Origin of the sequence: Saccharothrix tamanrassetensis, from assembly GCF_014203665.1 — a bacterium.
Lineage (GTDB): Bacteria > Actinomycetota > Actinomycetes > Mycobacteriales > Pseudonocardiaceae > Actinosynnema > Actinosynnema tamanrassetense.
The window spans coordinates 288,504-307,687 of the sequence record NZ_JACHJN010000006.1 but is presented as its reverse complement, the minus strand read 5'-3'; the positions used below and the strand labels follow the sequence as shown (position 1 = coordinate 307,687).

Genomic DNA, 19,184 nt, shown 5'->3' with positions numbered 1-19,184 from the left:
GGACTCACTCATACGCTGGTGACATGCCCGAAGACCCCACCCCGCGTCGAAAGCGCGCGCCCGCGATGAGTACCGAGGACCGTCGCGAGGCGATCGTCGCCGCGACCCTCCCGCTGCTGTTCGAGCACGGCGCGAACGTGACCACCAGCCAGATCGCCAAGGCGGCCGGCATCGCGGAGGGGACCGTCTTCCGGGCGTTCAAGGACAAGCAGGAGCTGATCGCCACGTGCGTCCGCGAGGTGCTCCAGGTCGATGCCGAACTCGGCCTGATCGAGGACGCCAGGCAGGTCGAACACCTCGCCGACCGCCTCTCGTGGGCGATCAGCGCCGCCTCCGGCTACCTGGACCGGACGTGGAAGCTGGTCGGCGTCCTGCGCGACTCCGGCTACCACCCGCAGCACGGCGAGGGTGGGCACAAGGGCCCGCCGGTGGAGATGCAGCGACTCTCCGAGCGCATCGCGAGCCTGTTCGAACCGGACGCGCACCGGATGCGCGTCGACCCGCAACTGGCCGCCCGGCTGCTGCTCGGGCTGGTGTTCACCAACCGGATGCAAGGCGACGGCTTCGGCGACTCCACCGCCGACACCGACCAACTCGTGGAGCTCTACCTGCACGGGGTACTGAGGGGAGACCAGTGAACGACCTGATGATCGAGGCGTCCGACGTCGGCAAGGCGTTCGGCGCGCAGAAGGCGCTGGACGGGGTGGGCATCGCCGTGCCGAAGGGCACCGTGCTCGGCCTGCTCGGCCACAACGGCGCGGGCAAGACGACGTTGGTCAACGTGCTCACCACGATGCTGCCGCCGGACGCGGGCACCGCCCGGGTCGCGGGCTTCGACGTGGTCCGGCAGGCGCACCAGGTGCGCAGCCGGATCGGCCTGACCGGCCAGTTCGCCGCCGTCGACGAGGGCCTGTCCGGTCTGGACAACCTGGTCCTGATCGCCCGCCTGCTGGGCGCGAGCCCGCGTGAGGCCAGGGCCCGCGGCACCGAGCTGCTGGAGCTGTTCGGGCTGTCCGACGCCGCGAAGCGACCCTCCCGCACCTACTCGGGCGGCATGCGCCGCCGGCTGGACCTGGCCGCGAGCCTGGTCGGCCACCCCGAGGTGATCTTCCTGGACGAGCCGACCACCGGCCTGGACCCGGCGAGCCGGCTGGGGCTGTGGGAGATCGTGGAGAACCTGGTCACCGACGGCACGACCGTGCTGCTGACCACCCAGTACCTGGACGAGGCGGACCGGCTGGCGGACTCGATCACCGTGCTGGCGCAGGGCAAGGTGGTCGCCGCCGGCACCAGCGCCGAGCTGAAGGCGCAGGTGGGCCAGCGTTCCGTCACGGTCACCCTGGCCGACGCTTCCGACGTGCCCAAGGCACAGGAAGCCCTGGAACGCGCCGGGATGCAGCCCGTGCCGGCGCTCGACACGCTGACCGCGCCCGTGGCGTCGTCCCGCGAGCTGGCCGTCGTGGTCCGCGCCCTGGACGAGGTAGGCCTGGAGGCCACCGAACTGGCGTTGGGCGAGCCGACCCTCGACGACGTCTACCTGACCCTCGCGGCACACGCGGCCTGAAAGGACCACCCGACATGACCGCCACTCTCGCCGCCGCGCCGCACACCCGTTGGCGTGGAACGGATTTCGCCACCCAGGTGCTGGTGTTGACCCAACGGTCGCTGCGCACGCTGGTCAGCGACCCGCGGATGATCGTGTTCAGCATCCTCCAGCCGCTGATCATGCTCACCCTGTTCAGCCAGATCTTCGCGAGCATCGCGAACACCCCCGGCTTCCCGCGGGGTGTCGCGTACATCGACTACCTGATGCCCGCGATCCTGGTGAACACCGCCATGCAGTCCGCGCTGCAAGCGGGCGTCGGCCTGGTCACGGACATGAAGAACGGCGTCCTGGCCCGGTTCCGCTCGCTGCCGATCCGGCTGGGTTCGGTGCTCGTCGCGCGAAGCCTGTCCGACCTGGTGCGCACGGCCGCGCAGCTGGTGCTGATGCTGCTGTTCGCCGTGGTGATCTTCGGCTTCGCGCCGGCGGGCGGCGTCGTCGGGATGACCGCCGCGCTGGCCCTGGCGCTGGCCGTCGGCTGGGGTCTGGGCTGGATCTTCCTGGCCGTCGCCGCCTGGCTGCGCAACGCCGAGCTGATGCAGACGGTGGGCTTCCTGGCGATGTTCCCGCTGATGTTCGCCTCCAGCGCGTACGTGCCGGTGGCGGGGCTGCCCGGTTGGCTCCAGGCGGTGGCGAACGTCAACCCGCTGACCTACGCCGTGGACGCGGCCCGCGCGCTCGCCCTGGCGCACCCGGTGACCGGGGTGGTGGGCGCACTGGTGACCAGCGCGGCGCTCGCGGTGGTCGGATGGGTGTTCGCGGTGCGCGGCTTCCGCCGTCCGCTCTAGGCGATCCGGCCGGAGAACCCCTGCGGGCATCGGCATTCGGACGCAACGCACGGATCGGGGCGAGCACGCAGGCTCGGCCGCACCTGCGGCGAGTCGGCGAGCCGCCCCGGCCGGCGTCGTACCGGGTGAGTACCGCCGCTACTCCCGTTCGGACATCTTGCGCAGCATCGCGTTGTAGGCGGCCAGATCCGCGTCACCGTCCGAGTCGGCCTTGCGGTCCGACCGACGCGCGTCCCGGTCGTCCGAACGCGCCCACTGCACGAGCAGTGCCACCATCACCACGATCAGCGGCACCTCCCCCGCCGCCCACGCGATACCGCCGCCGAGCCGCTGGTCGTCCAGCTGGGACGTGACCCACGGCAGTGCGAGCGCCCGGTAGAAGTTCTCCCCGATCACCGTCTGCGAACTCATCAGCACGATGCCGAAGAACGCGTGGAACGGGATGGACGCGAACAGCAGACCCAGGCGGCCCAACGGAGGCAGCCGGTTCGGCGCCGGGTCGATGCCGATCACCGGCCAGTAGAACACGTACCCGACGAGGATGAAGTGCGCGTTCATCGCCAGGTGCGCCCAGTGGTAGTCCAGCGCGGCGTCGAACAGCCCGGAGAAGTACAGCCCGTAGAACGACCCGACGAACAACGCCAACGCCACGAAGGGATTCGTCAGCACCTTCGCCACCGGCGAGTGCACGAACGCCAGGATCCACTCGCGCGCACCGGGCGGGTTCCCCTTGCCGGCAGTAGGCAGCGCACGCAGCGCCAGCGTCACCGGACCGCCCAGCACCAGCAGGATCGGTGCGAGCATCGAGAGCAGCATGTGGCTCTCCATGTGCACGCTGAACATCGCCGGCGCGTACCGCCCGAGCCCCGACGACGTGGCGAACAGCACGGTCAGACAGCCCGCGACCCACGCGATCGTGCGCCCCACCGGCCACGCGTCACCGCGCCGCCTGAGCCGCCGCACTCCCAGCAGGTACACCACGGCCAGCACGATCGCGCCCGTGCCGAAGATCAGGTCGAACCGCCAGTCCACCATCAGCTTGGCGAACGTGGGCGCGCCGAACAGGTCATAGCCGATGCGCAGTTCCACCGTGCTGGGGAACGCCCGTCCCTCCGGCGGCGGTGGCGTCCGGCTCAACGCGGCGGCCAACCCGATGGTGAGGAACATCAGCAGCACTTCGACGCCGGCGAGCTTCAGCAGCGAACGCCCGGACCCGGTCTCCACGACCTGCCGAACGCCCTTCTCCCGCTGGAAGTAGCCGAACACCCCGAGCGCCACCAAGGCGAGCGTCTTGCCCAGCACCAACAGCCCGTACTCACTGGTGAACAGCTGGCTCAAGGGCAATCGCACCCACGCGTTGACCACGCCCGAGACGGCCATCACGATCCAGCACACCAGCGCCAGCCGGGAGAACCGCCTGGTCGCCAAACTCAGGTGGTCGCCGCCCCGACGGCCGTGCGCGAGCAGCGCGATCAGCCCGCCGACCCACAGCGCCGCCGCGATCAGGTGGTACAGCAGGCTGTTCGTGGCCACGTCGTGCGAGCCGCCGCCGGACGAGTGCCCGGTCACCGCGACCGGCACCAGGGCGAACACGGACAGGAAGAACAGCACCGTGGTCCAGCCCCAGGACAGCACCAGCCGGCAGCCCAGCGCGAGCAGCGCCACGATCACCGCCGTGATCATCCACGCCTTGGCCTGCTCCAGGAACCCGGCGAGCTGGAACAGCACCGCCGGGTCCAGCACGGCGGTGACCGGCTGGCCGAGCGCGTCGGCGGCGGTGAACGGCACGGCGGCCACCGCGCCCAGCGTCCACACCAGCGCCGCCCACGCCGCCGTGCGCAGCGCCGCGTAGCCGTCCGCGGCCAGTGTCCCGTTCTCCTGCGGGGGCACCAGGAACGCGGCCAGCAGCAGTGAGCCGATGGTCACCACGGCGGCCGACTCGGTCAGCACGCGCACGATGATCAGGCCCGACTTGTCGCCGCCGGTCACAGCCGCCAGCACTGCTGCCAGCAGGGCGGCTATGGCCGTGCCGACGACCAGCAACGGGACCAGACCGGTGCGCTGGGTTCGGGTGGGCGTGTCGATGGGCACGGGATCGAGCGTAGGCCTCCCGGCAACATCACCACCAACCGCCGGACGTGCGTCGATCACACCCACTACGGTTGCTGGACGTGACCAGCTCTCGTACGTGGCTCGTGGTGGCTGTGACCGCGCTCACCCTCACCGGGTGCAGCTACACCATCAACGGCGACGCGCTGCCCGAGGCCGGATTCACCCCGCCGACCACCACCTCCTCGGCCGCGCCGGACGCCGCGCCGAAGATCGCCAAGCAGCGCTCGGTGCAGGGTGTCGACCCGTGCCGGCTGCTCACCGCCGACGACCTCAAGCCGGTCGGCGCGCTGACCCGTGAGCCGACCCGCAAGGACGACGTGATCCAGGAGTCGTGCCAGTTCGTGTTCGACGGCGCGAGCGTCGTGACCGCGCTCTACCAGAAGTACGAGCACGTGCGGCAGCGCCAGCCGAAGGGCCGTGAGGTGGTCGTGGAAGGCCACTCGTCGTGGGTGTCGTGCGATCTCGACGGCAACGCGATGGTGTGCACCACCACCACGGCGGTGAACCCGAACCGCAGCATCCTGGTCGCGATGACGTTGAACGGCGGCAAGTCCGAGCAGATGGTGGCCACCCTGCAGCCGCTGATCAAGGTCGCGCTGAACCGGCTTCCACCCGGCTGAGCTCGCGGGCGCGGGCGTTGCGGGCCAGCCACGCCGTCGGCACGATCAGGGCGGTGATGAACGCCACGACGCCCAGCGCGATGCTCAGCGAGCTGACGTGCGCCAGGCCGCCCACCATCGGCGGGCCCACCAGGAAGCCGGTGTAGGCGACCGTCGTCACCAGGCCGATCTCCCGTTCGCCGCCGGTGCCGTCGGCACGGCGCCCCGCATCCCCCGCCAGGTCCATGACCACCGGGAAGCCGAACGACAGTCCCAGGCCCACCAGCGCGAAGCCCACGAAACCGGCGACCGGCGCGTCGACCAGCACGGCGAGCGCGAGACCCGCTGCGGCGACCACCGCACCGCTCCCGAGCAGCCGGTACGGACCGAGTCGGCGTTGCACCGGCTCGCCGACCAGCCGGGCGATGACCATCGCGATCGAGAAGCCCGCGTAGGGCATGGCGGCGACGGCCTCGCTGAGTTCGCGTTCCCGCACGAAGAACAGCGCGGACCAGTCGGCGGTGGCCCCTTCGGCGATCGCCGAGCACACCGTGATGCCCGCGAGCAGCCACAGCAGCGGACGGCGCACGACCGACCGGTCGTTGTGGCGGTCCTGGACGGGTTCGCCGGTCTCGCCGGGCACCGAGCGGATCACCGCCGCCATCGCGACCGCGCCGACCACCGCCGCCGTGACCAGGTGCGTGCGCAGGCCCCAGCCCGCCGCCGAAGCCGCGGCGGCCCCCAGTGAGCCGACCAGCCCGCCGAGGCTGAAACCCGCGTGGAACTGGGGCATCAGCGGCCGGTCCAGGGCACGGGTGACGGCGACGGCCGCGACGTTCATGCCGACGTCCAGCGTCGCGCCGCACGAGCCCAGCACGAACAGGTTCACACCCAAGTGCAGCGGTGATCCGGCGAACGAGAGGGCGGGCACGGCCAGCACGGTGACCGCCGCGCCGACCATCACCAGCTTCCGCGCGCCGACCGCCGCGCACACCCGGGCTGCGATCGGGGCGGTGATCGCCAGGCCGATGCTCGCGCCGAGCAGGGCCAGGCCGAGAGTGGCTTCGCCGGCGCCCACCTGTGCGGCGAGCGTCGGCAGCCGTGCCGCCCAGGACAAGAACAGGGCGCCGTTGAAGAGGAATACTGCGAACACGGCAGGGCGCATGTGGTCGAGTGTGACTGAAGCGCTTCAGTACGTTCAACCGGATAGCTCGTTAATCTCGTCACGTGGAACGACCCCGCAAGCCCACCCTCGACACCGTCGCCAGCGCGGTCGGGGTGTCGCGTGCCACGGTCTCCAACGCCTACAACCGACCCGACCAGCTGTCGGCGGCGCTGCGTGAACGAATCCTGGAGACCGCGGCATCGATCGGTTACGCCGGCCCGGACCCGGTCGCGCGAAGCCTCGCGACCAGGCACAGTGCGGCTGTGGGCTTCATGCTCGGCCAGCACCTGTCCGCGGCGTTCTCCGACCCCGCGGTGTCGATCGTGCTCGACGGACTCGCGTCGACCGTCGACGGCCACGACCACTGCCTCGTGCTGATGCCCGGCGGCACCGAAGGCGGACCACGTCCGGAAACCGTGGCGCGGGCCGCGGCGGACGTCGTGGTGGCGTACTCACTGCCCGACCATGCGCCCGCCCTGGATGCCGTGCGGGTCCGTGGACTGCCCATGGTCGTGATCGACCAGCCCGTGCTGCCGGATACGGCACGCGTGGAGGTGGACGACTTCGGCGGGGCGCGGATGGCGGCGATACACCTGCGCTCGCTGGGACACACGCGGTTCGGCGTCCTGACGTTCAGCCTGCACCCCGACGACCGCAACGGCTTCGTGTCCGCCGGTCGACTGTCCGGCAGCACGTTCCGGGTGACCCGTGACCGCCTGGCCGGGTACTTGGATGTCGTCGGCCCCGGCGTGCCGGTGTGGGAGTGTGCGGGCAGCAGCCGCGAGCTGGGCCGCACGGGCGCCCGCGCACTGCTCTCTTCGACGCCCCGTCCGACGGCGCTGCTGTGCGCGTCCGACGAGTTGGCGTTCGGCGCTTTGCAGGCGGTTCGTGACCTAAGTCTCGCCGTGCCGCGCGATGTGTCCGTGGTGGGCTTCGATGATGTGCCCGCAGCGGAACACTCCGATCCCCCGTTGACCACGGTGCGTCAACCTCTGACCGAAAAAGGGCGACGAGCGGGCGAATCGGCCCTCCGCCTACTGGCCGGCGGTAGACCAGAAGAACCAATCAGACTCGCCGTCTCCCTGGTCGAACGCCACTCCACCGCGCCTCTAACGTGATCCACACCACTTTTTGGCCAAGTTGATCACTCTTCCAGCGCCTGGACGGAAACGGTCGACGGCTTCCGGACGATGAGTCCGGTGGGGCAGCTACGCTGCTACAGCGCGTGGTCACGCCCCTCCAGCCTCCGTAGCTCAGTGGAGAGAGCGAGGGACTTCTAATCCCGAGGTCGCAGGTTCGAATCCTGCCGGGGGCGCTGGCTCTGATCAGGCGGAAGCCGGTCGGGGCGGCGCTAGTGGCTCGGACGCGTGCAAACCCTGGTGGCAGCGTCCGGGCTCGTGCCGCTGTCGTGGAGCCATTCGTAGAGCCGTTCGGGCAGCGGGATCAGGCCGGGTCGTCGAGGAGTTCGGCCAGCAGGGCTCGGACGCGGCGGTCGATGTCGTCGCGGATGGGGCGGACCGCGTCGACGGATCGGCCGGCCGGGTCGTCCAGTCGCCAGTCCAGGTAGCGCTTCCCCGGGAACACCGGGCAGGTGTCGCCGCAGCCCATGGTGATCACCACGTCGGAGGCTTCGACGTCTTCGGTGGTGAGCTTGGACGGGACTGCCGCGGTGATGTCCAGACCCAGTTCGGTCAGTGCCTCGGCCGCCGCCGGGTTGACCTGGTCGGCGGGGGCCGAGCCGGCGGAGCGGACCGCGACCCGGCCCAGGGCGTAGTGCTGGAGCAGCGCGGCGGCCATCTGGGAGCGGCCGGCGTTGTGGACGCAGACGAACAGGACTTCGGGTCTGGTGCTCAACGGGGTTGTCCTTCGGTGTCCAGTGCTTCGTGGACGGTCTCGGTCGTCGGGGTCGGGTAGAGCAGGCGCAGCAGGGGAACTGCCAGTGCGGCGGCGAGCAGTTGCGCCAGCAGGTACGCGGGTACCGAGGTGGGCGCGATGCCGGCGAAGGTGTCGCTGAACATGCGACCCACGGTGATGGCCGGGTTGGCGAAGCTGGTGGAGCTGGTGAAGAAGTACGCCGCGCCGATGTAGGCACCCACGGCGGCGGGTGCGATGTTCGCCCGTCCGGTGCGGACCAGGGAGAAGATCACCAGCAGCAGCCCGACGGTCGCGACGACCTCGGACAGGCCGTGTGGGAGGGTCGCGCGGTCGGTGGTGCTGATGCTGATCGGAGCCGAGTCGAACATCGTGTTGGCCAGTACCGCGCCGCTGACGCAGCCCAGGACCTGCGCCGCGGTGTACGCGGCGGTGTCGCGCCAGGTGAGCCCGCCGAACGCCGAGTCGACGATGGACACCACGGGGTTGAAGTGGGCGCCGCTGACCGGGCCGAAAACCAGGATGAGCGCGTAGAGGCCGACTGCGGTGGCGGCGGCGTTCTCCAGCAGTTGCAGGCCGACGTCGCCGGGCGACAGCCGTTGCGCGGCGATGCCCGAGCCGATCACGAGCGCCGCGAGCAGGAGGCTGCCGAGGTATTCGGCGGTCAGCCGGTGGGACAGCGGGCGCATCACGACTCCTCGGGCAGGCGGGTGGCGGGCACGAGGCGTTCGACGCGGTCGGCGAGATCGCGGTAGGCGCGGTCGAAGGCGTCTTCGGTGCCGACGGCGGCCGGGTCGGGCACCGACCAGTGCAGGCGGTCCAGGTGATCGCTGCCCAGTTCTTCGTGGGCGCTGTCGCACACCGCCACGACCAGGTCGTCCGACTGGAGGATGTCGTCCAGGTGGTGGGTGCGGGCACGGGTGAGCGAGAGCCCGTGGGCGCGGGCGGTCTCCACGGCCAGTGGGTGGACCCGCTCGGCCGGTCGGGTTCCCGCGCTGGCCACCGGCACGCGGCTGCTTCTTCTCCACAGCGCCGCGGCCAGTTGGGAGCGGGCGGAGTTGTGGCTGCACACGAAGACCACGCGCGGCGCCCGGCGCCCCCAGGTCGGGGTCAGGTCGGCCAGCACGTTGGTGCGCAGCCGCAGGTAGGTGCGCCGGTGGTCACCCTCCGATCGGGACCGTTCCACCACGCCGGCCTGTTCCAGCAGCTTCACGTGGTGGGCGAGCAGGTTGCTGGGCAACCCGAGGGCCCGGCCGAGTTCGCCGGGTGAGGCGTCGCCGAGCAGCAGCAGCTCGACCACGGCGAGCCGGGCGGGCTCGCCCAACGCCGCGTGCACCCGCGCGCGGGCGGCCAGACCGGAGGGCCAGTCAGTATTCATTGAGTCAATAGTGCTTGAGCGATAGTGGCTCAGTCAACCGCGCACGGAACTCGACTCGACGACTGGACCGGCTTCCGGAACACGACAGATGTCCGGTTGCGACTTCGGGTCCGGTGACACCGGGATCACGCGATGGCTGGAGTGTCGGCGTCCGCTGTGCGACCGTACGTGTCCGGCCCGGCTTCCACCGAAGCCTGGCCGGACACCGCCGCCTGTCCCGGAAACGACCTTTCCAAGGAGGTGCGCCATGTCAATCCGGTCACGGATCCTGCCAATGGTGGCCGCACTGGCACTGGCAACACCCGTTCTCCCCAGCCCTTCGGCGCAAGCCGAACCGCCACAGCCCACCGCGAACGCCAAGGTGAGCGTGGCGGGCGAGCAGAAGACCAGCGGCGCGACCCTGCGCTACGCGCCCACCGGCCGTTCGTGGCAGGTGGTGCTCACCGAGCCCGGCTCCAGCTACCTCAAGGTGCACTTCGCGTCGCTCAAGCTGGCGCCCGGCGACCGCGTGACGGTGGCCGACCCGACCGGCCGCGAAGTGCACACCTACCGCGGCAACCCGACCACGGCCTCGTTCCCCGGCGACTCCGCGCACACCGTGCACGGCAAGCGGGGCTTCGCCGCGATGTCCGTCGACGGCGACACCGCCGTGGTCACCCTGCACGCCGCGAAGGAGCGCCCGAACGCCGCAGCCCTGAACCGGCAGGGCTTCGGCGTGCACATCGACACGTACTTCCGGGGCTTCACCGAGACCGAACGGGCCGCCGCCAACCCGCAGCCGCTCAGCGTCTGCGGCACGGACGCCCGCAAGGACGTGGTCTGCTACCAGTCCAGTCACCCGACCGAGTTCGCCCGGTCCGGCGCGGTCGCCCGCCAGCTGCTCAACGGCGTCGGCCACTGCACGGCGTGGCGGGTCGGCAACACCAACCGGATGCTCACCAACTTCCACTGCATGGAGAGCGCGGCCGACCTGCGGGCCAGCGAGTTCCAGTTCGACTACCAGTGCGCCACCTGCGGCGGCTCCAACCCGCGCCCCGGCACCAAGGTCAGCGGCCTGGAACTGATCAAGTCCAGCCCGTTGAGCGCCCTGGACTACGCCCTGTTCTCGGTGAACAACTTCGCCTCGATCCAGCCGTTCGGCACCCTGTACCTGGACGTGCGGGAGCCCGTCGCCGGGGAGCGCATCTACATCCCCGGCCACGGCGACACCAAGCCGAAGCGCCTCTCGCTGTACGAGGAGAGCGACGGCGGCGCGTACTGCAAGATCGACGTGGTCTCGTCCGGCGTGAACACCGGCTACCGGTGCGACAGCTCGGGCGGCAACTCCGGCTCACCGGTGCTGGCCGGCTCGTCGCACAAGGTGATCGCCCTGCACCACCTCGGCGGGTGCCCCAACTGGGGAACCCGGATCAGCCTGGTGCACCGCGAGATCGCGAGCCTGATCGACAACAACGACGGCGGTGGCGGCCCCGGGCCGGGCAGGCGGTTCGAGAACACCGCCGACTTCCCGGTGAACGACCTGGCCACCGTGGAGTCGCCGATCACGGTGACCGAGGTGGCCGGCAACGCCCCGTCGGCGCTGCGCGTCGAGGTGAACATCAAGCACACCTACCGGGGCGACGTGCGCCTCGACCTGGTCGGCCCGAACGGCACGACCTACCTGCTGAAGGACACCTCCAGCGACTCGGCCGACGACATCGTGGCCACGTACACGGTCAACGCCGGCGCCCAGGCCGCGAACGGCACCTGGAAGCTGCGCGTGCACGACGCCTACCGCTCCGACACCGGGACGTTGGACTCCTGGGCCTTGCAGTTCTGACGCTGGATCCGTCCGGCGGCGGCACGTAGGGACATCCGCCGAACACACACCGGTACCGCACCGCTCGGTGCGGTACCGGTGTGTGTCAGCCCACGGGTACCGGCGCCGGCTCGGCGGAGGGCGTCGGACGGGACTGCTCGGCGCGCTGCCGCCCGTTCGCGATGATCTTGCGCCCCAGCGCGATCGCGGGCTGTTCGAACCACCGGTAGACCAGGTCGGCCATCAGCAGCGACACGACGACGACCACGACGGCGGTGGCGGTGCCGTTCACGGCGAACCTGGGAATGGTCAGCACGACGATGAAGTGCGCCACGCCCTGGATCAGGTACAGGGAGTAGGAGCGGTCACCCACGAAACGCATCGGAGCCGTCGACAACAGCCAGCGGACCGGGCCCCGGGAGACCAGGGTGATCAGCAGGAATGCCACCAGGACGGCGTAGCCCAGCAGGAGCCACAGGTTGTTGCGGGTGCTCGCCCACAGGTCCGTCATGTTCACGTGCAGTGCCACAAATGCGGTGACGATCGGCACGGCGGCGAACGGGTGGGTGAACGGCGCGATGAGCGCGAATGAGCGCTCGTTGTGCATCAGGATCGCCAGCAGAGCGCCGATCAGCAGAATCGCGTAGTGCACGGTCGATTCGTAGAGCAGCGTCAGCGAGTAGTCCATGACCCAGCCGCCGGTGAACGGGACGAGCAGGACCATCGCCGCCAGCGCGGTCACCGCGACCGCGATCCGGCGCTTCACCGCGGCCACCCCGACCACGACCATCAGCGCAGGCCAGAACAGGTAGAACTTCTCCTCGATGCCCAGCGTCCAGGAGCCGCTGAAGAAGTTGTCCGGACCGGTCGGGTTGGCTTCCGGCAGGAACTCGTTGAAGAACGTCAGGTAGTACGGCAGCGCGGTCGGGAACTCCCGGCTGTGGAATTCGCCGCGCAGCCAGCAGAACAGCACGATGAACCCGAGGATCACCAGGTACGGCGGCAGGATCCGGAACACCCGTCGGAGGTAGAACGACTTCAGCGAGATCCCGCCGCGGGTGGACTGCTCGCGCAGCAGCAGGGTGGTGATGAGGAATCCGGAAAGGACGAAGAAGATGTAGACGCCCACCCAGCCGGAAAGCCAGGTCCACTTCGGACCGGCGAAGTGGGAGACCACCACGATCACCGCGGCGACCGCGCGCAGGCCGTCCAGCGCGGGGAACCTCCGCATGGCCATGAACTCGGCATGAGTGAGCACCGCGACAGCCCTCTTTCCACAACGAACCACGGCACGAGCGGCCGGACGGTACCCGAGCGGGCGTCCCCGCGGAGCAGCTCAGTATAGTTCGCCCGGAATCCCGCTGGCCTGAGTGTGGCCGGGCGCCCCCTGTCAGAACACGAAGGACGGTTGGCCTGTGACCGCCGAGGCACATCCCGCCGGGGACAAGAAAACGATCACGTACATCTTCCCGATCTACAACGAGGCCGGGAACATCGCGCTGCTGCACGAGACGGTGTCGAAGGTCGCCGAGGAGCTGACCGACCGCTACCACGTCGAGTTCGTCTACGTGGACGACGGCAGCAAGGACGACTCGCTGTCCCGCCTCCAGGTGCTGGCCGACTCGGACGACCGGGTCACCGTGATCGAACTCGCGCGCAACTTCGGCCACCAGATGGCGGTCACCGCGGGCCTGGACCTGGCCGACGCGGACGCCGTGATCATCATGGACAGCGACATGCAGGACCCGCCCAAGGTCAGCCTGGAACTGGTCGAGCAGTGGGAACGGGGCTACGAGGTCGTCTACGCCCAGCGACGGTCCCGGCAGGACACCGCCTTCAAGAAGCTCACCGCGAGCGCGTTCTACTGGTTCCTGCGCAAGGTCGCCTCGATCGACATCCCGCGCAACACCGGCGACTTCCGGCTGATCGACCGCAAGGTGGTCGACGAGCTGCGCAAGTTCCGCGAGCGCGACCGCTTCCTGCGCGGCCTGGTCAGCTACATCGGCTTCCGGCAGACCGGCGTGCTGTTCGACCGCGACGAACGGCACGCGGGCATCACCGGCTACCCGTTGAGCAAGATGCTGCGCTTCGCCGCCGACGGCATCCTCGGGTTCTCCGTCGCGCCGCTGCGGCTGATCAGCAGGCTCGGCTACTTCATCTCGTTCCTGAGCTTCCTGGGCATCCTCTACGTGGCCGGGGTGAAGCTGTTCGCACCGGAGACGGCGGTGCCCGGCTGGGCGTTCATCACCATCGGCATGTTCTTCCTGGGCGGCATCCAGATCACCATGCTGGGCGTGCTGGGCAGCTACATCGGGCGCACCTACGCGCAGTCGCAGGGCCGGCCGCTCTACACCGTGTCGTCGGTGCGCACGCCCGCGAAACCGGCGCCCGTGACGAAGAGCCTGGTCCCGTGAAGCCGGAACTCGCCACCAAGATCCGGTTCGGCCTGGTCGGCATCGCCAACACGCTGGTCGACGTGGTCGCGTACACGCTGCTGTCGCTGGCGGGCCTGCCGATGTTCGTGGCGAACCTGATCTCCACCACGGCGGGCATGGCGTGCAGCTTCACGCTCAACCGCTCGTTCACGTTCCGCGCGCGCACCGGGGACGTGCGGACCCAGATCGTGCTGTTCCTGCTGGTCACCACGGTCGGCCTGTGGGTCGTGCAGCCGATCCTGATCAGCCTGACCAGCGGCGCGTTCGACGGCCTGCACCCGGTGGTCGCCGTGGTCGGCCCGAAGCTGGCCGCACTCGTGTTCAACCTGGTGTGGAACTACACGCTCTACAACAGGCTCGTCTTCAGACAGAAGGAAACCGCCCGATGACGGACTTGGTCACGTCGGTCACCGCCGCTCCCGGGAAGACCCCGGTCGCGCCGGCGCCGTCGCGGTGGCGCTCGCTGCTGTCCTCGGACTGGGCCCGCACGTTCGCCCTGGTGTTTGCCTGGCACGCGGTGCTGACCGCGGTGGCCGTGCTGTTCCAGGGCACGCTGCCGATCGGCGAGGGCTACCCGGTGAAGGTGCTCGGCCCGGACGCGACCCTGCTGTCGCACACCTACCGCTGGGACGCGGAGAACTTCCACCAGATCACCAACGGCGGGTACGGCGACGAGGCGACGCCGTGGGTGCCCGCGTTCTACCCGTTCTTCCCGTTCTGCGTGTGGCTGGTGGAGACGGTCACGTTCGGCAAGCTGGGCTTCCTGGCCGCCGGGATGGTCGTCAACGGGGTCGCGTCGTGGTGCGCGGCCACCGCGCTGCTGAAGATCGCCCGCCACTTCCTGGCCGGTGAACGGGCCGCGTGGTTGACCGTGGCGGCGTTCCTGACCGCGCCGACGGCGTTCTTCCTGCACGCCTTCTACAGCGAGGCGGTGTTCTGCGCGCTCGGGTTCTGGGCGTACCTGTTCGCGCTGCGCAGGCAGTGGGTGTGGATGGGGCTGTGCCTGATCCCGCTGACCGCGACCCGCATCACGGCCGTGCTGTTCGTGGGGCTGTGCTTCCTGGAGTTCCTGCGGTCCAAGGACTGGAAGCCGCGGGGACTGCTGTCGTGGCACCTGCTGTGGTTCCCGGCTTCCGTGCTCGGGGTCGTGGCGTACGGCGTGGTGCTGAAGATCGTCAACGGTGACGCGCTGGCGATGTTCAGCGCCTACGACACCGTGTCGACGTGGGGCTACCACGTGGCGGACCTGAACATCCCGGGGACGCTGGCGGCCGAGGTCTCCGCGTCCTGGGACGCGCTGGCGAGCGGGCGCCCGAGCAACTGGCAGGTGCTCAGCCACCTGCTGCCGCTGGTCGGCCTCGTGGTGCTGCTGGCGTCCTCGGTGTACACGTTCGTGGCGCTGCGCAAGGACGGCATCCCGTTGGCCGCGTTCGGTTTGGCGTCGTTCGTGATGTTCACGCTGAACAGCAACGTGGTGTCGGTGCACCGGTACCTGTTGCCGTGCCTGGTGATCTACGTGGCGATGGTGCTGGCCGCACAGCGGAAGCGCGCGCTGCGCCCCGTGCTGTACGGCTGGATGTACACCACCTCGCTGGTGCAGGCGGCGGTGTTCCTGTTCTTCGTCGCGGGGATCTGGGCCGGCTAGACCTTGCGCCCCACGGCGGCGAGGCCGGCGAACCGTTCCGGGTGGTCGGCCACGTCGTCCGGGGAGGCCGGTCGCCACAGCGGCAGGTGCACGACGCCCGGCTCGACCACTTCGTAGCCCGCGAACAGGTCACGCACCTGGTCCTTGGAACGCATGGTCATCGGGGTCGCCGTGCGCTTGCGGTAGAGGTCCTGGTGCGAGTCGGCCCGGGTCTCCTGGCCGTCCTGCGTGGCGTGCGAGACGACGAGGTAGCTGCCCGGCGGCACGGCGTCGCGGTAGGCGGCCACGATGTCGGCGGGGCCGTCGTCGTCGGGCACGAAGTGCAGCACCGCCACCATCATCACGGCGACGGGCCGGTCGAAGTCGAGCAGGCGCCGCACGTCCGGCGCGGCCAGGACGTGGGCCGGCCGGCGCAGGTCCTCCTGCACCACAGCGGTCTGCTTGTCGTCCTCGAGGATGGTGCGCGAGTAGGTGACCGCGATCGGGTCGTTGTCGACGTACACCACCTGCGCGCCCGGATCCGCTCTGCGGGCCACCTCGTGGACGTTGCCGACGGTCGGGATGCCCGAGCCGAGGTCCAGGAACTGGCGCACACCCCGCTCGACGCAGAACTCCACGGCACGGCGCAGGAACGCGCGGTTCGCCTGCATGATCAACGGCACTTCCGGCCACATCTCGATGGCCTGGCGGGCCATCTCGCGGTCGACCGCGAAGTTGTGCGCGCCGCCGAGGTAGTAGTCGTAGACCCGGGCTGCGCTCGGCCTGGTCAGATCGATGTCCGGGCGTTCCGCCATGGGAGGACCCTACCGAGAGCCGCGGGTTCGAACGAATCCCGCTCATGTTCCGCACAGGGGTTCGAAGGTCCGGCGGCTCCGGTTGAGCCGTTCGAAGGTGCGGCTGAGCACGCTCGCGCTGGTCAGCGGCGCCCGGCCTAGGATGTAGACCCATACCTGCACTCCGGGGAGGGTCGAGTTGTCCGTTAGCGCCACGTGGTCCGGCCTGCGCGCGCTGCACAACCGGATCAACGCCAGCCTGGAGCGCGCGTTGCAGCGCAGGTTCCACTTCGGCATGTCGGAGTTCACCGCGTTGAGCGCGCTGCACGACTCGCCCGAGGGCGAGCTGCGGATGCAGGAGCTGACCGAGGTCGTGGGCCTGAACCAGAGCTCGGTGAGCCGGCTGGTAGCCCGGTTGGAGCAGTCCGGCCTGACCACGCGGGAGATCTGCGAGAGCGACCGGCGCGGGGTGTTCAGCTGCATCACGCCCGCCGGCCGGGAGGTCTACCGGACCGCGGCCCCGTTCTACGAGGAGACGCTGGCGGCCATCTTCGACGAGGTGGGGGCCGACTCGGACCTCGGCCCGCTGCTGACCAGGATCCGCTCGTAGAGCACCTGTCCGCCACCGCGGATTGTCGTACCCGACGGGTAGAATTCGAACATGAGTTCGATCCTGCGCCGAGGGGAGCCCGTCGTGGTCGTGGAACCGGTCAGCGTCACCGCGTTGTCGTTCACCGAGTACGTGATGAGCGGACAGCGCGGCCGGATCAACATCGTGTCCGAGCAGCGGGACGTGTACCTGGGCACGGACCCGTGGGTGTGCGGGTTCTACAACCCGATGCGGGACGCCATGCGCCGTGCCGCGAACTCAACCGACCCGGACGCCGAGCTGGACGCGGCGGTGCGGTCGGCGTCGCGCAACGGGCAGCTCCGGGCGTTCGAGGAGGTTCGGCAGGGCTTCCTGCCCTGGCTGCGGGGGACCAGGGCGACCGGCGTGCAGGTGTCGTCCGCGAAGTGGGCGGCCGGCGAGTTGACGCTGCGCGTGCGGCCGCACCTGGGCCTGCGCCTGCCGGACGGCTCGAAAGCGGCCGTGCTGGTCTACCTGAAGGAACGCGAGATGACGCAGGAGGCGGCCAACGTGGGGCTGCGCATCCTCCAGCAGACCGTGCGGGACACCTTGCCGGACGCGACACCGCTGCTGCTGGACGCACGGCGGGGCCGGGCGTTCCGGATGGCCAAGCGGACGAACCTGGCCAAGCTGGACGCCCTGATCGCCGCCGAGGCCGCCGGGTACGTCGTGCACTGGCGGATGAGCGCCTGACGGCCGGCCGACGACGCGGGACCGCGGTCCGGCCGTGCCGCCGCCTCCACCGGGGCAGCGCCGCCGTGCCGCGGGTTCAGCTCGCGAACCCGCCGGGGTCGTGCCGGAACTCGCCGCCGACCACCGTCGCCAGCACCCCGATGTCCCCGATCGCCGACACCTCCGATGTCCGGGGGTCCGCGTCCAGCACCACGAGATCGGCCAGCTTGCCGGCCGTGATCGATCCCAGCACGTCCTCCCGGCGACACGCGTAGGCCGCACCGAGCGTGTAGGCGGAGATCGCCTCCTGCACCGTCAACGCCTCGTCCGGCCCGACGGCCGACCCGCCCCGCGACCGCCGTTCCACCATGAACTGGATGGCGCGCAACGGGTTCCCGTCCGCCACCGGCCGGTCCGAGCTGCCGGCGACCACCACACCCCGGTCCAGGAACGCCCGCCCCCGGTACATCCACGGCGCGCGCTCCGGCCCCATGATCGCCGAGTAGTCGTCCCCGTAGGCCCACAGGAACGTCGGCTGCACGACCGGCGTCACCCCCAGGCCCGCGATCCGGTCCAACTGATCAGGCCGCACCAGCCCGCAGTGCTCGATCCGGTGCCGCGCGTCCGGCCGTGCCACCGACGCCTGTGCCCGCGCCAACGCGTCCAGCGCGAAGTCGATCGCCCGATCCCCGATCGCGTGCACCGCCAACTGCCACCCGGCCGCGTGCCCGTCGAGGATCGCCGCCCGCATCACCCCGGGGTCGTCCTGCCACTGACCGACCCCGCCGACCCCCAGGTAGGGCGAGGTCAGCGCGGCCGTCCGGGCGATCATCCCGCCGTCGGTCCACAGCTTCAGCGCCCCGACGGACAGCCACTCGTCGCCCAACCCGGTCCGCAGCCCCAACGGCAACGCCCGCCGCACCCCGTCCGCCTCGTGCGCCCGAACTTCCCGCAACTCCCCGGCCGACACCATCAGCTGCACCCGGATGGGCAGCTCCGCGCGCTGGTAGGCCGCGACCTCCAACGGACTGCTGCCGATCAGCCCCTCCCCCACCCCCGCCTCGGCCGCCAGCACCACACCTTCACGCAGGCACTGCAACGCCCCCAGCCGCACATCGGAAGCGATGTCCGCCAACGAGTACGGCAGCATCAACGCGCGGGCCGCCGTCTGCGCACCCTCCGCCAGGAAGCCCGTCGGCGCACCACCGGCATCCCGCTGCACATCGGCCAGGACGTTGCGCGGCAACATTTCCAGCACATCACTGCTCACCACGCACGCGTGCCCCGACAGGTCCTGCACGTAGACGCGTGGCCCCACGACATCCAGATCACGTGCCGTCAACGGCCGATCCAGCACCCGATGGTCGTACCCGGCGACCTCCAGCCACCGCGACCGGGAAGCCCCGTGCAGCAACTCCAGCACCTGCGCGACACTCGCACAGCCCGAGATGTCCAAGGTCCGCGAAGCCCTGCCGGCCCAAGCCAAGTGGTTGTGCGCGTCGACGAAGCCGGGCAGCACGACAGCTCCACCCAGATCCACGACTCTCCGCGCGGACAGGTCGGCCACCTCGTCGTCCAGCCCGACGATCCGACCACCCCACACCCCGACGCACGAGGCGGCCGGACGCCCGGCGTCCATGGTCGCGAACCGCCCGCCGACCAACTTCAGGTCCAGGATCACCCGCGCAGGCTACTGCACGACGAATTAGGTTAGGG

At 70.2% G+C, this 19,184-nt stretch carries 19 protein-coding genes and 1 tRNA gene; 12 read left to right on the top strand and 8 right to left on the bottom strand.

Going from position 1 to position 19,184, the window contains the following annotated elements:
• Nucleotides 1-23: 23 nt before the first annotated feature.
• The 3 genes from FHS29_RS20970 to FHS29_RS20960 are packed head-to-tail and all read left to right on the top strand — an operon-like array spanning nt 24 to nt 2,391.
• Nucleotides 24-638: a TetR/AcrR family transcriptional regulator gene (locus FHS29_RS20970; RefSeq protein ID WP_184692916.1), complete on the top strand. Its 615-nt coding sequence runs from the start codon at nt 24-26 to the stop codon at nt 636-638.
• On the top strand, nt 635-1,564 hold the full coding sequence (locus tag FHS29_RS20965) for an ATP-binding cassette domain-containing protein (protein WP_184692914.1): 930 nt from the start codon (nt 635-637) through the stop codon (nt 1,562-1,564). Before FHS29_RS20970 ends, FHS29_RS20965 begins: the two co-directional genes overlap by 4 nt.
• 14 nt (nt 1,565-1,578) lie before the next feature.
• Entirely contained in the window at nt 1,579-2,391 is an 813-nt protein-coding gene (locus tag FHS29_RS20960; protein ID WP_184692911.1) for an ABC transporter permease, read from the top strand.
• Nucleotides 2,392-2,529: 138 nt separating this feature from the next.
• Here the strand turns inward: FHS29_RS20960 and FHS29_RS20955 are convergent, their stop codons facing one another.
• Nucleotides 2,530-4,482: a bifunctional copper resistance protein CopD/cytochrome c oxidase assembly protein gene (locus tag FHS29_RS20955; protein ID WP_184692909.1), complete on the bottom strand. Its 1,953-nt coding sequence runs from the start codon at nt 4,480-4,482 to the stop codon at nt 2,530-2,532.
• A gap of 80 nt (nt 4,483-4,562) precedes the next feature.
• Here FHS29_RS20955 and FHS29_RS20950 point away from each other — a divergent pair, with 80 nt between their 5' ends.
• Complete coding sequence (locus FHS29_RS20950; RefSeq protein WP_184692907.1) at nt 4,563-5,123, top strand: DUF3558 family protein; 561 nt, start codon at nt 4,563-4,565, stop codon at nt 5,121-5,123.
• Here FHS29_RS20950 and FHS29_RS20945 read toward each other — a convergent pair.
• Nucleotides 5,089-6,267 (bottom strand): MFS transporter, encoded by a 1,179-nt coding sequence (locus FHS29_RS20945; protein ID WP_184692904.1) that lies wholly within the window; start codon nt 6,265-6,267, stop codon nt 5,089-5,091. The genes FHS29_RS20950 and FHS29_RS20945 overlap by 35 nt on opposite strands.
• Nucleotides 6,268-6,329: 62 nt before the next feature.
• Between FHS29_RS20945 and FHS29_RS20940 the strand changes: the two genes are divergently transcribed.
• Together FHS29_RS20940 and FHS29_RS20935 are read left to right on the top strand one after the other, a co-directional pair.
• Nucleotides 6,330-7,385: a LacI family DNA-binding transcriptional regulator gene (locus tag FHS29_RS20940; protein ID WP_184692902.1), complete on the top strand. Its 1,056-nt coding sequence runs from the start codon at nt 6,330-6,332 to the stop codon at nt 7,383-7,385.
• Between the two features lie 124 nt (nt 7,386-7,509).
• Nucleotides 7,510-7,582, top strand: a tRNA-Arg gene (locus FHS29_RS20935).
• A 128-nt stretch (nt 7,583-7,710) separates the two neighbouring features.
• On the opposite strand, the gene FHS29_RS20930 is transcribed toward FHS29_RS20935, so the two are convergent.
• The 3 genes from FHS29_RS20930 to FHS29_RS20920 are packed head-to-tail and all read right to left on the bottom strand — an operon-like array spanning nt 7,711 to nt 9,517.
• Complete coding sequence (locus FHS29_RS20930; protein ID WP_184692900.1) at nt 7,711-8,121, bottom strand: arsenate reductase ArsC; 411 nt, start codon at nt 8,119-8,121, stop codon at nt 7,711-7,713.
• Entirely contained in the window at nt 8,118-8,828 is a 711-nt protein-coding gene (locus FHS29_RS20925) for an aquaporin (protein WP_184692898.1), read from the bottom strand. Before FHS29_RS20925 ends, FHS29_RS20930 begins: the two co-directional genes overlap by 4 nt.
• Nucleotides 8,828-9,517, bottom strand: a complete 690-nt coding sequence (locus FHS29_RS20920) for an arsenate reductase/protein-tyrosine-phosphatase family protein (RefSeq protein WP_184692896.1) — start codon at nt 9,515-9,517, stop codon at nt 8,828-8,830. The genes FHS29_RS20925 and FHS29_RS20920 overlap by 1 nt, the downstream gene beginning before the upstream one ends.
• Nucleotides 9,518-9,764: 247 nt before the next feature.
• On the opposite strand from FHS29_RS20920, the gene FHS29_RS20915 reads away from it, so the two are divergent.
• Complete coding sequence (locus FHS29_RS20915) at nt 9,765-11,336, top strand: proprotein convertase P-domain-containing protein (RefSeq protein ID WP_184692894.1); 1,572 nt, start codon at nt 9,765-9,767, stop codon at nt 11,334-11,336.
• Between the two features lie 85 nt (nt 11,337-11,421).
• On the opposite strand, the gene FHS29_RS20910 is transcribed toward FHS29_RS20915, so the two are convergent.
• The gene (locus FHS29_RS20910) at nt 11,422-12,546 is read right to left on the bottom strand and encodes an acyltransferase family protein (protein ID WP_184693340.1); all 1,125 of its coding nucleotides are present in this window, start codon (nt 12,544-12,546) and stop codon (nt 11,422-11,424) included.
• Nucleotides 12,547-12,730: 184 nt separating this feature from the next.
• Here FHS29_RS20910 and FHS29_RS20905 point away from each other — a divergent pair, with 184 nt between their 5' ends.
• Genes FHS29_RS20905 through FHS29_RS20895 form a run of 3 tightly spaced genes read left to right on the top strand, consistent with a single transcriptional unit; the run spans nt 12,731 to nt 15,395 of the window.
• Nucleotides 12,731-13,729 carry a glycosyltransferase family 2 protein gene (locus tag FHS29_RS20905; protein WP_184692892.1) on the top strand — a complete coding sequence of 333 codons (999 nt, stop codon included), beginning with the start codon at nt 12,731-12,733 and terminating at the stop codon, nt 13,727-13,729.
• Nucleotides 13,726-14,139 (top strand): GtrA family protein, encoded by a 414-nt coding sequence (locus FHS29_RS20900; protein ID WP_184692890.1) that lies wholly within the window; start codon nt 13,726-13,728, stop codon nt 14,137-14,139. Before FHS29_RS20905 ends, FHS29_RS20900 begins: the two co-directional genes overlap by 4 nt.
• Nucleotides 14,136-15,395: a mannosyltransferase family protein gene (locus tag FHS29_RS20895; RefSeq protein WP_184692888.1), complete on the top strand. Its 1,260-nt coding sequence runs from the start codon at nt 14,136-14,138 to the stop codon at nt 15,393-15,395. Before FHS29_RS20900 ends, FHS29_RS20895 begins: the two co-directional genes overlap by 4 nt.
• Here the strand turns inward: FHS29_RS20895 and FHS29_RS20890 are convergent.
• Entirely contained in the window at nt 15,392-16,189 is a 798-nt protein-coding gene (locus tag FHS29_RS20890; protein WP_184692886.1) for an SAM-dependent methyltransferase, read from the bottom strand. The two genes, FHS29_RS20895 and FHS29_RS20890, sit on opposite strands and share 4 nt — an antisense overlap.
• 178 nt (nt 16,190-16,367) lie before the next feature.
• On the opposite strand from FHS29_RS20890, the gene FHS29_RS20885 reads away from it, so the two are divergent.
• Both FHS29_RS20885 and FHS29_RS20880 read left to right on the top strand, forming a co-directional pair.
• Nucleotides 16,368-16,778: a MarR family winged helix-turn-helix transcriptional regulator gene (locus FHS29_RS20885; RefSeq protein WP_184692884.1), complete on the top strand. Its 411-nt coding sequence runs from the start codon at nt 16,368-16,370 to the stop codon at nt 16,776-16,778.
• Between the two features lie 51 nt (nt 16,779-16,829).
• A complete protein-coding gene (locus FHS29_RS20880) occupies nt 16,830-17,489 on the top strand; it encodes a hypothetical protein (protein ID WP_221456344.1) in 660 nt (219 codons plus the stop codon).
• A gap of 76 nt (nt 17,490-17,565) precedes the next feature.
• Here FHS29_RS20880 and FHS29_RS20875 read toward each other — a convergent pair whose 3' ends face one another.
• Nucleotides 17,566-19,149: an amidohydrolase gene (locus FHS29_RS20875; RefSeq protein WP_312865025.1), complete on the bottom strand. Its 1,584-nt coding sequence runs from the start codon at nt 19,147-19,149 to the stop codon at nt 17,566-17,568.
• Nucleotides 19,150-19,184 lie beyond the last annotated feature (35 nt).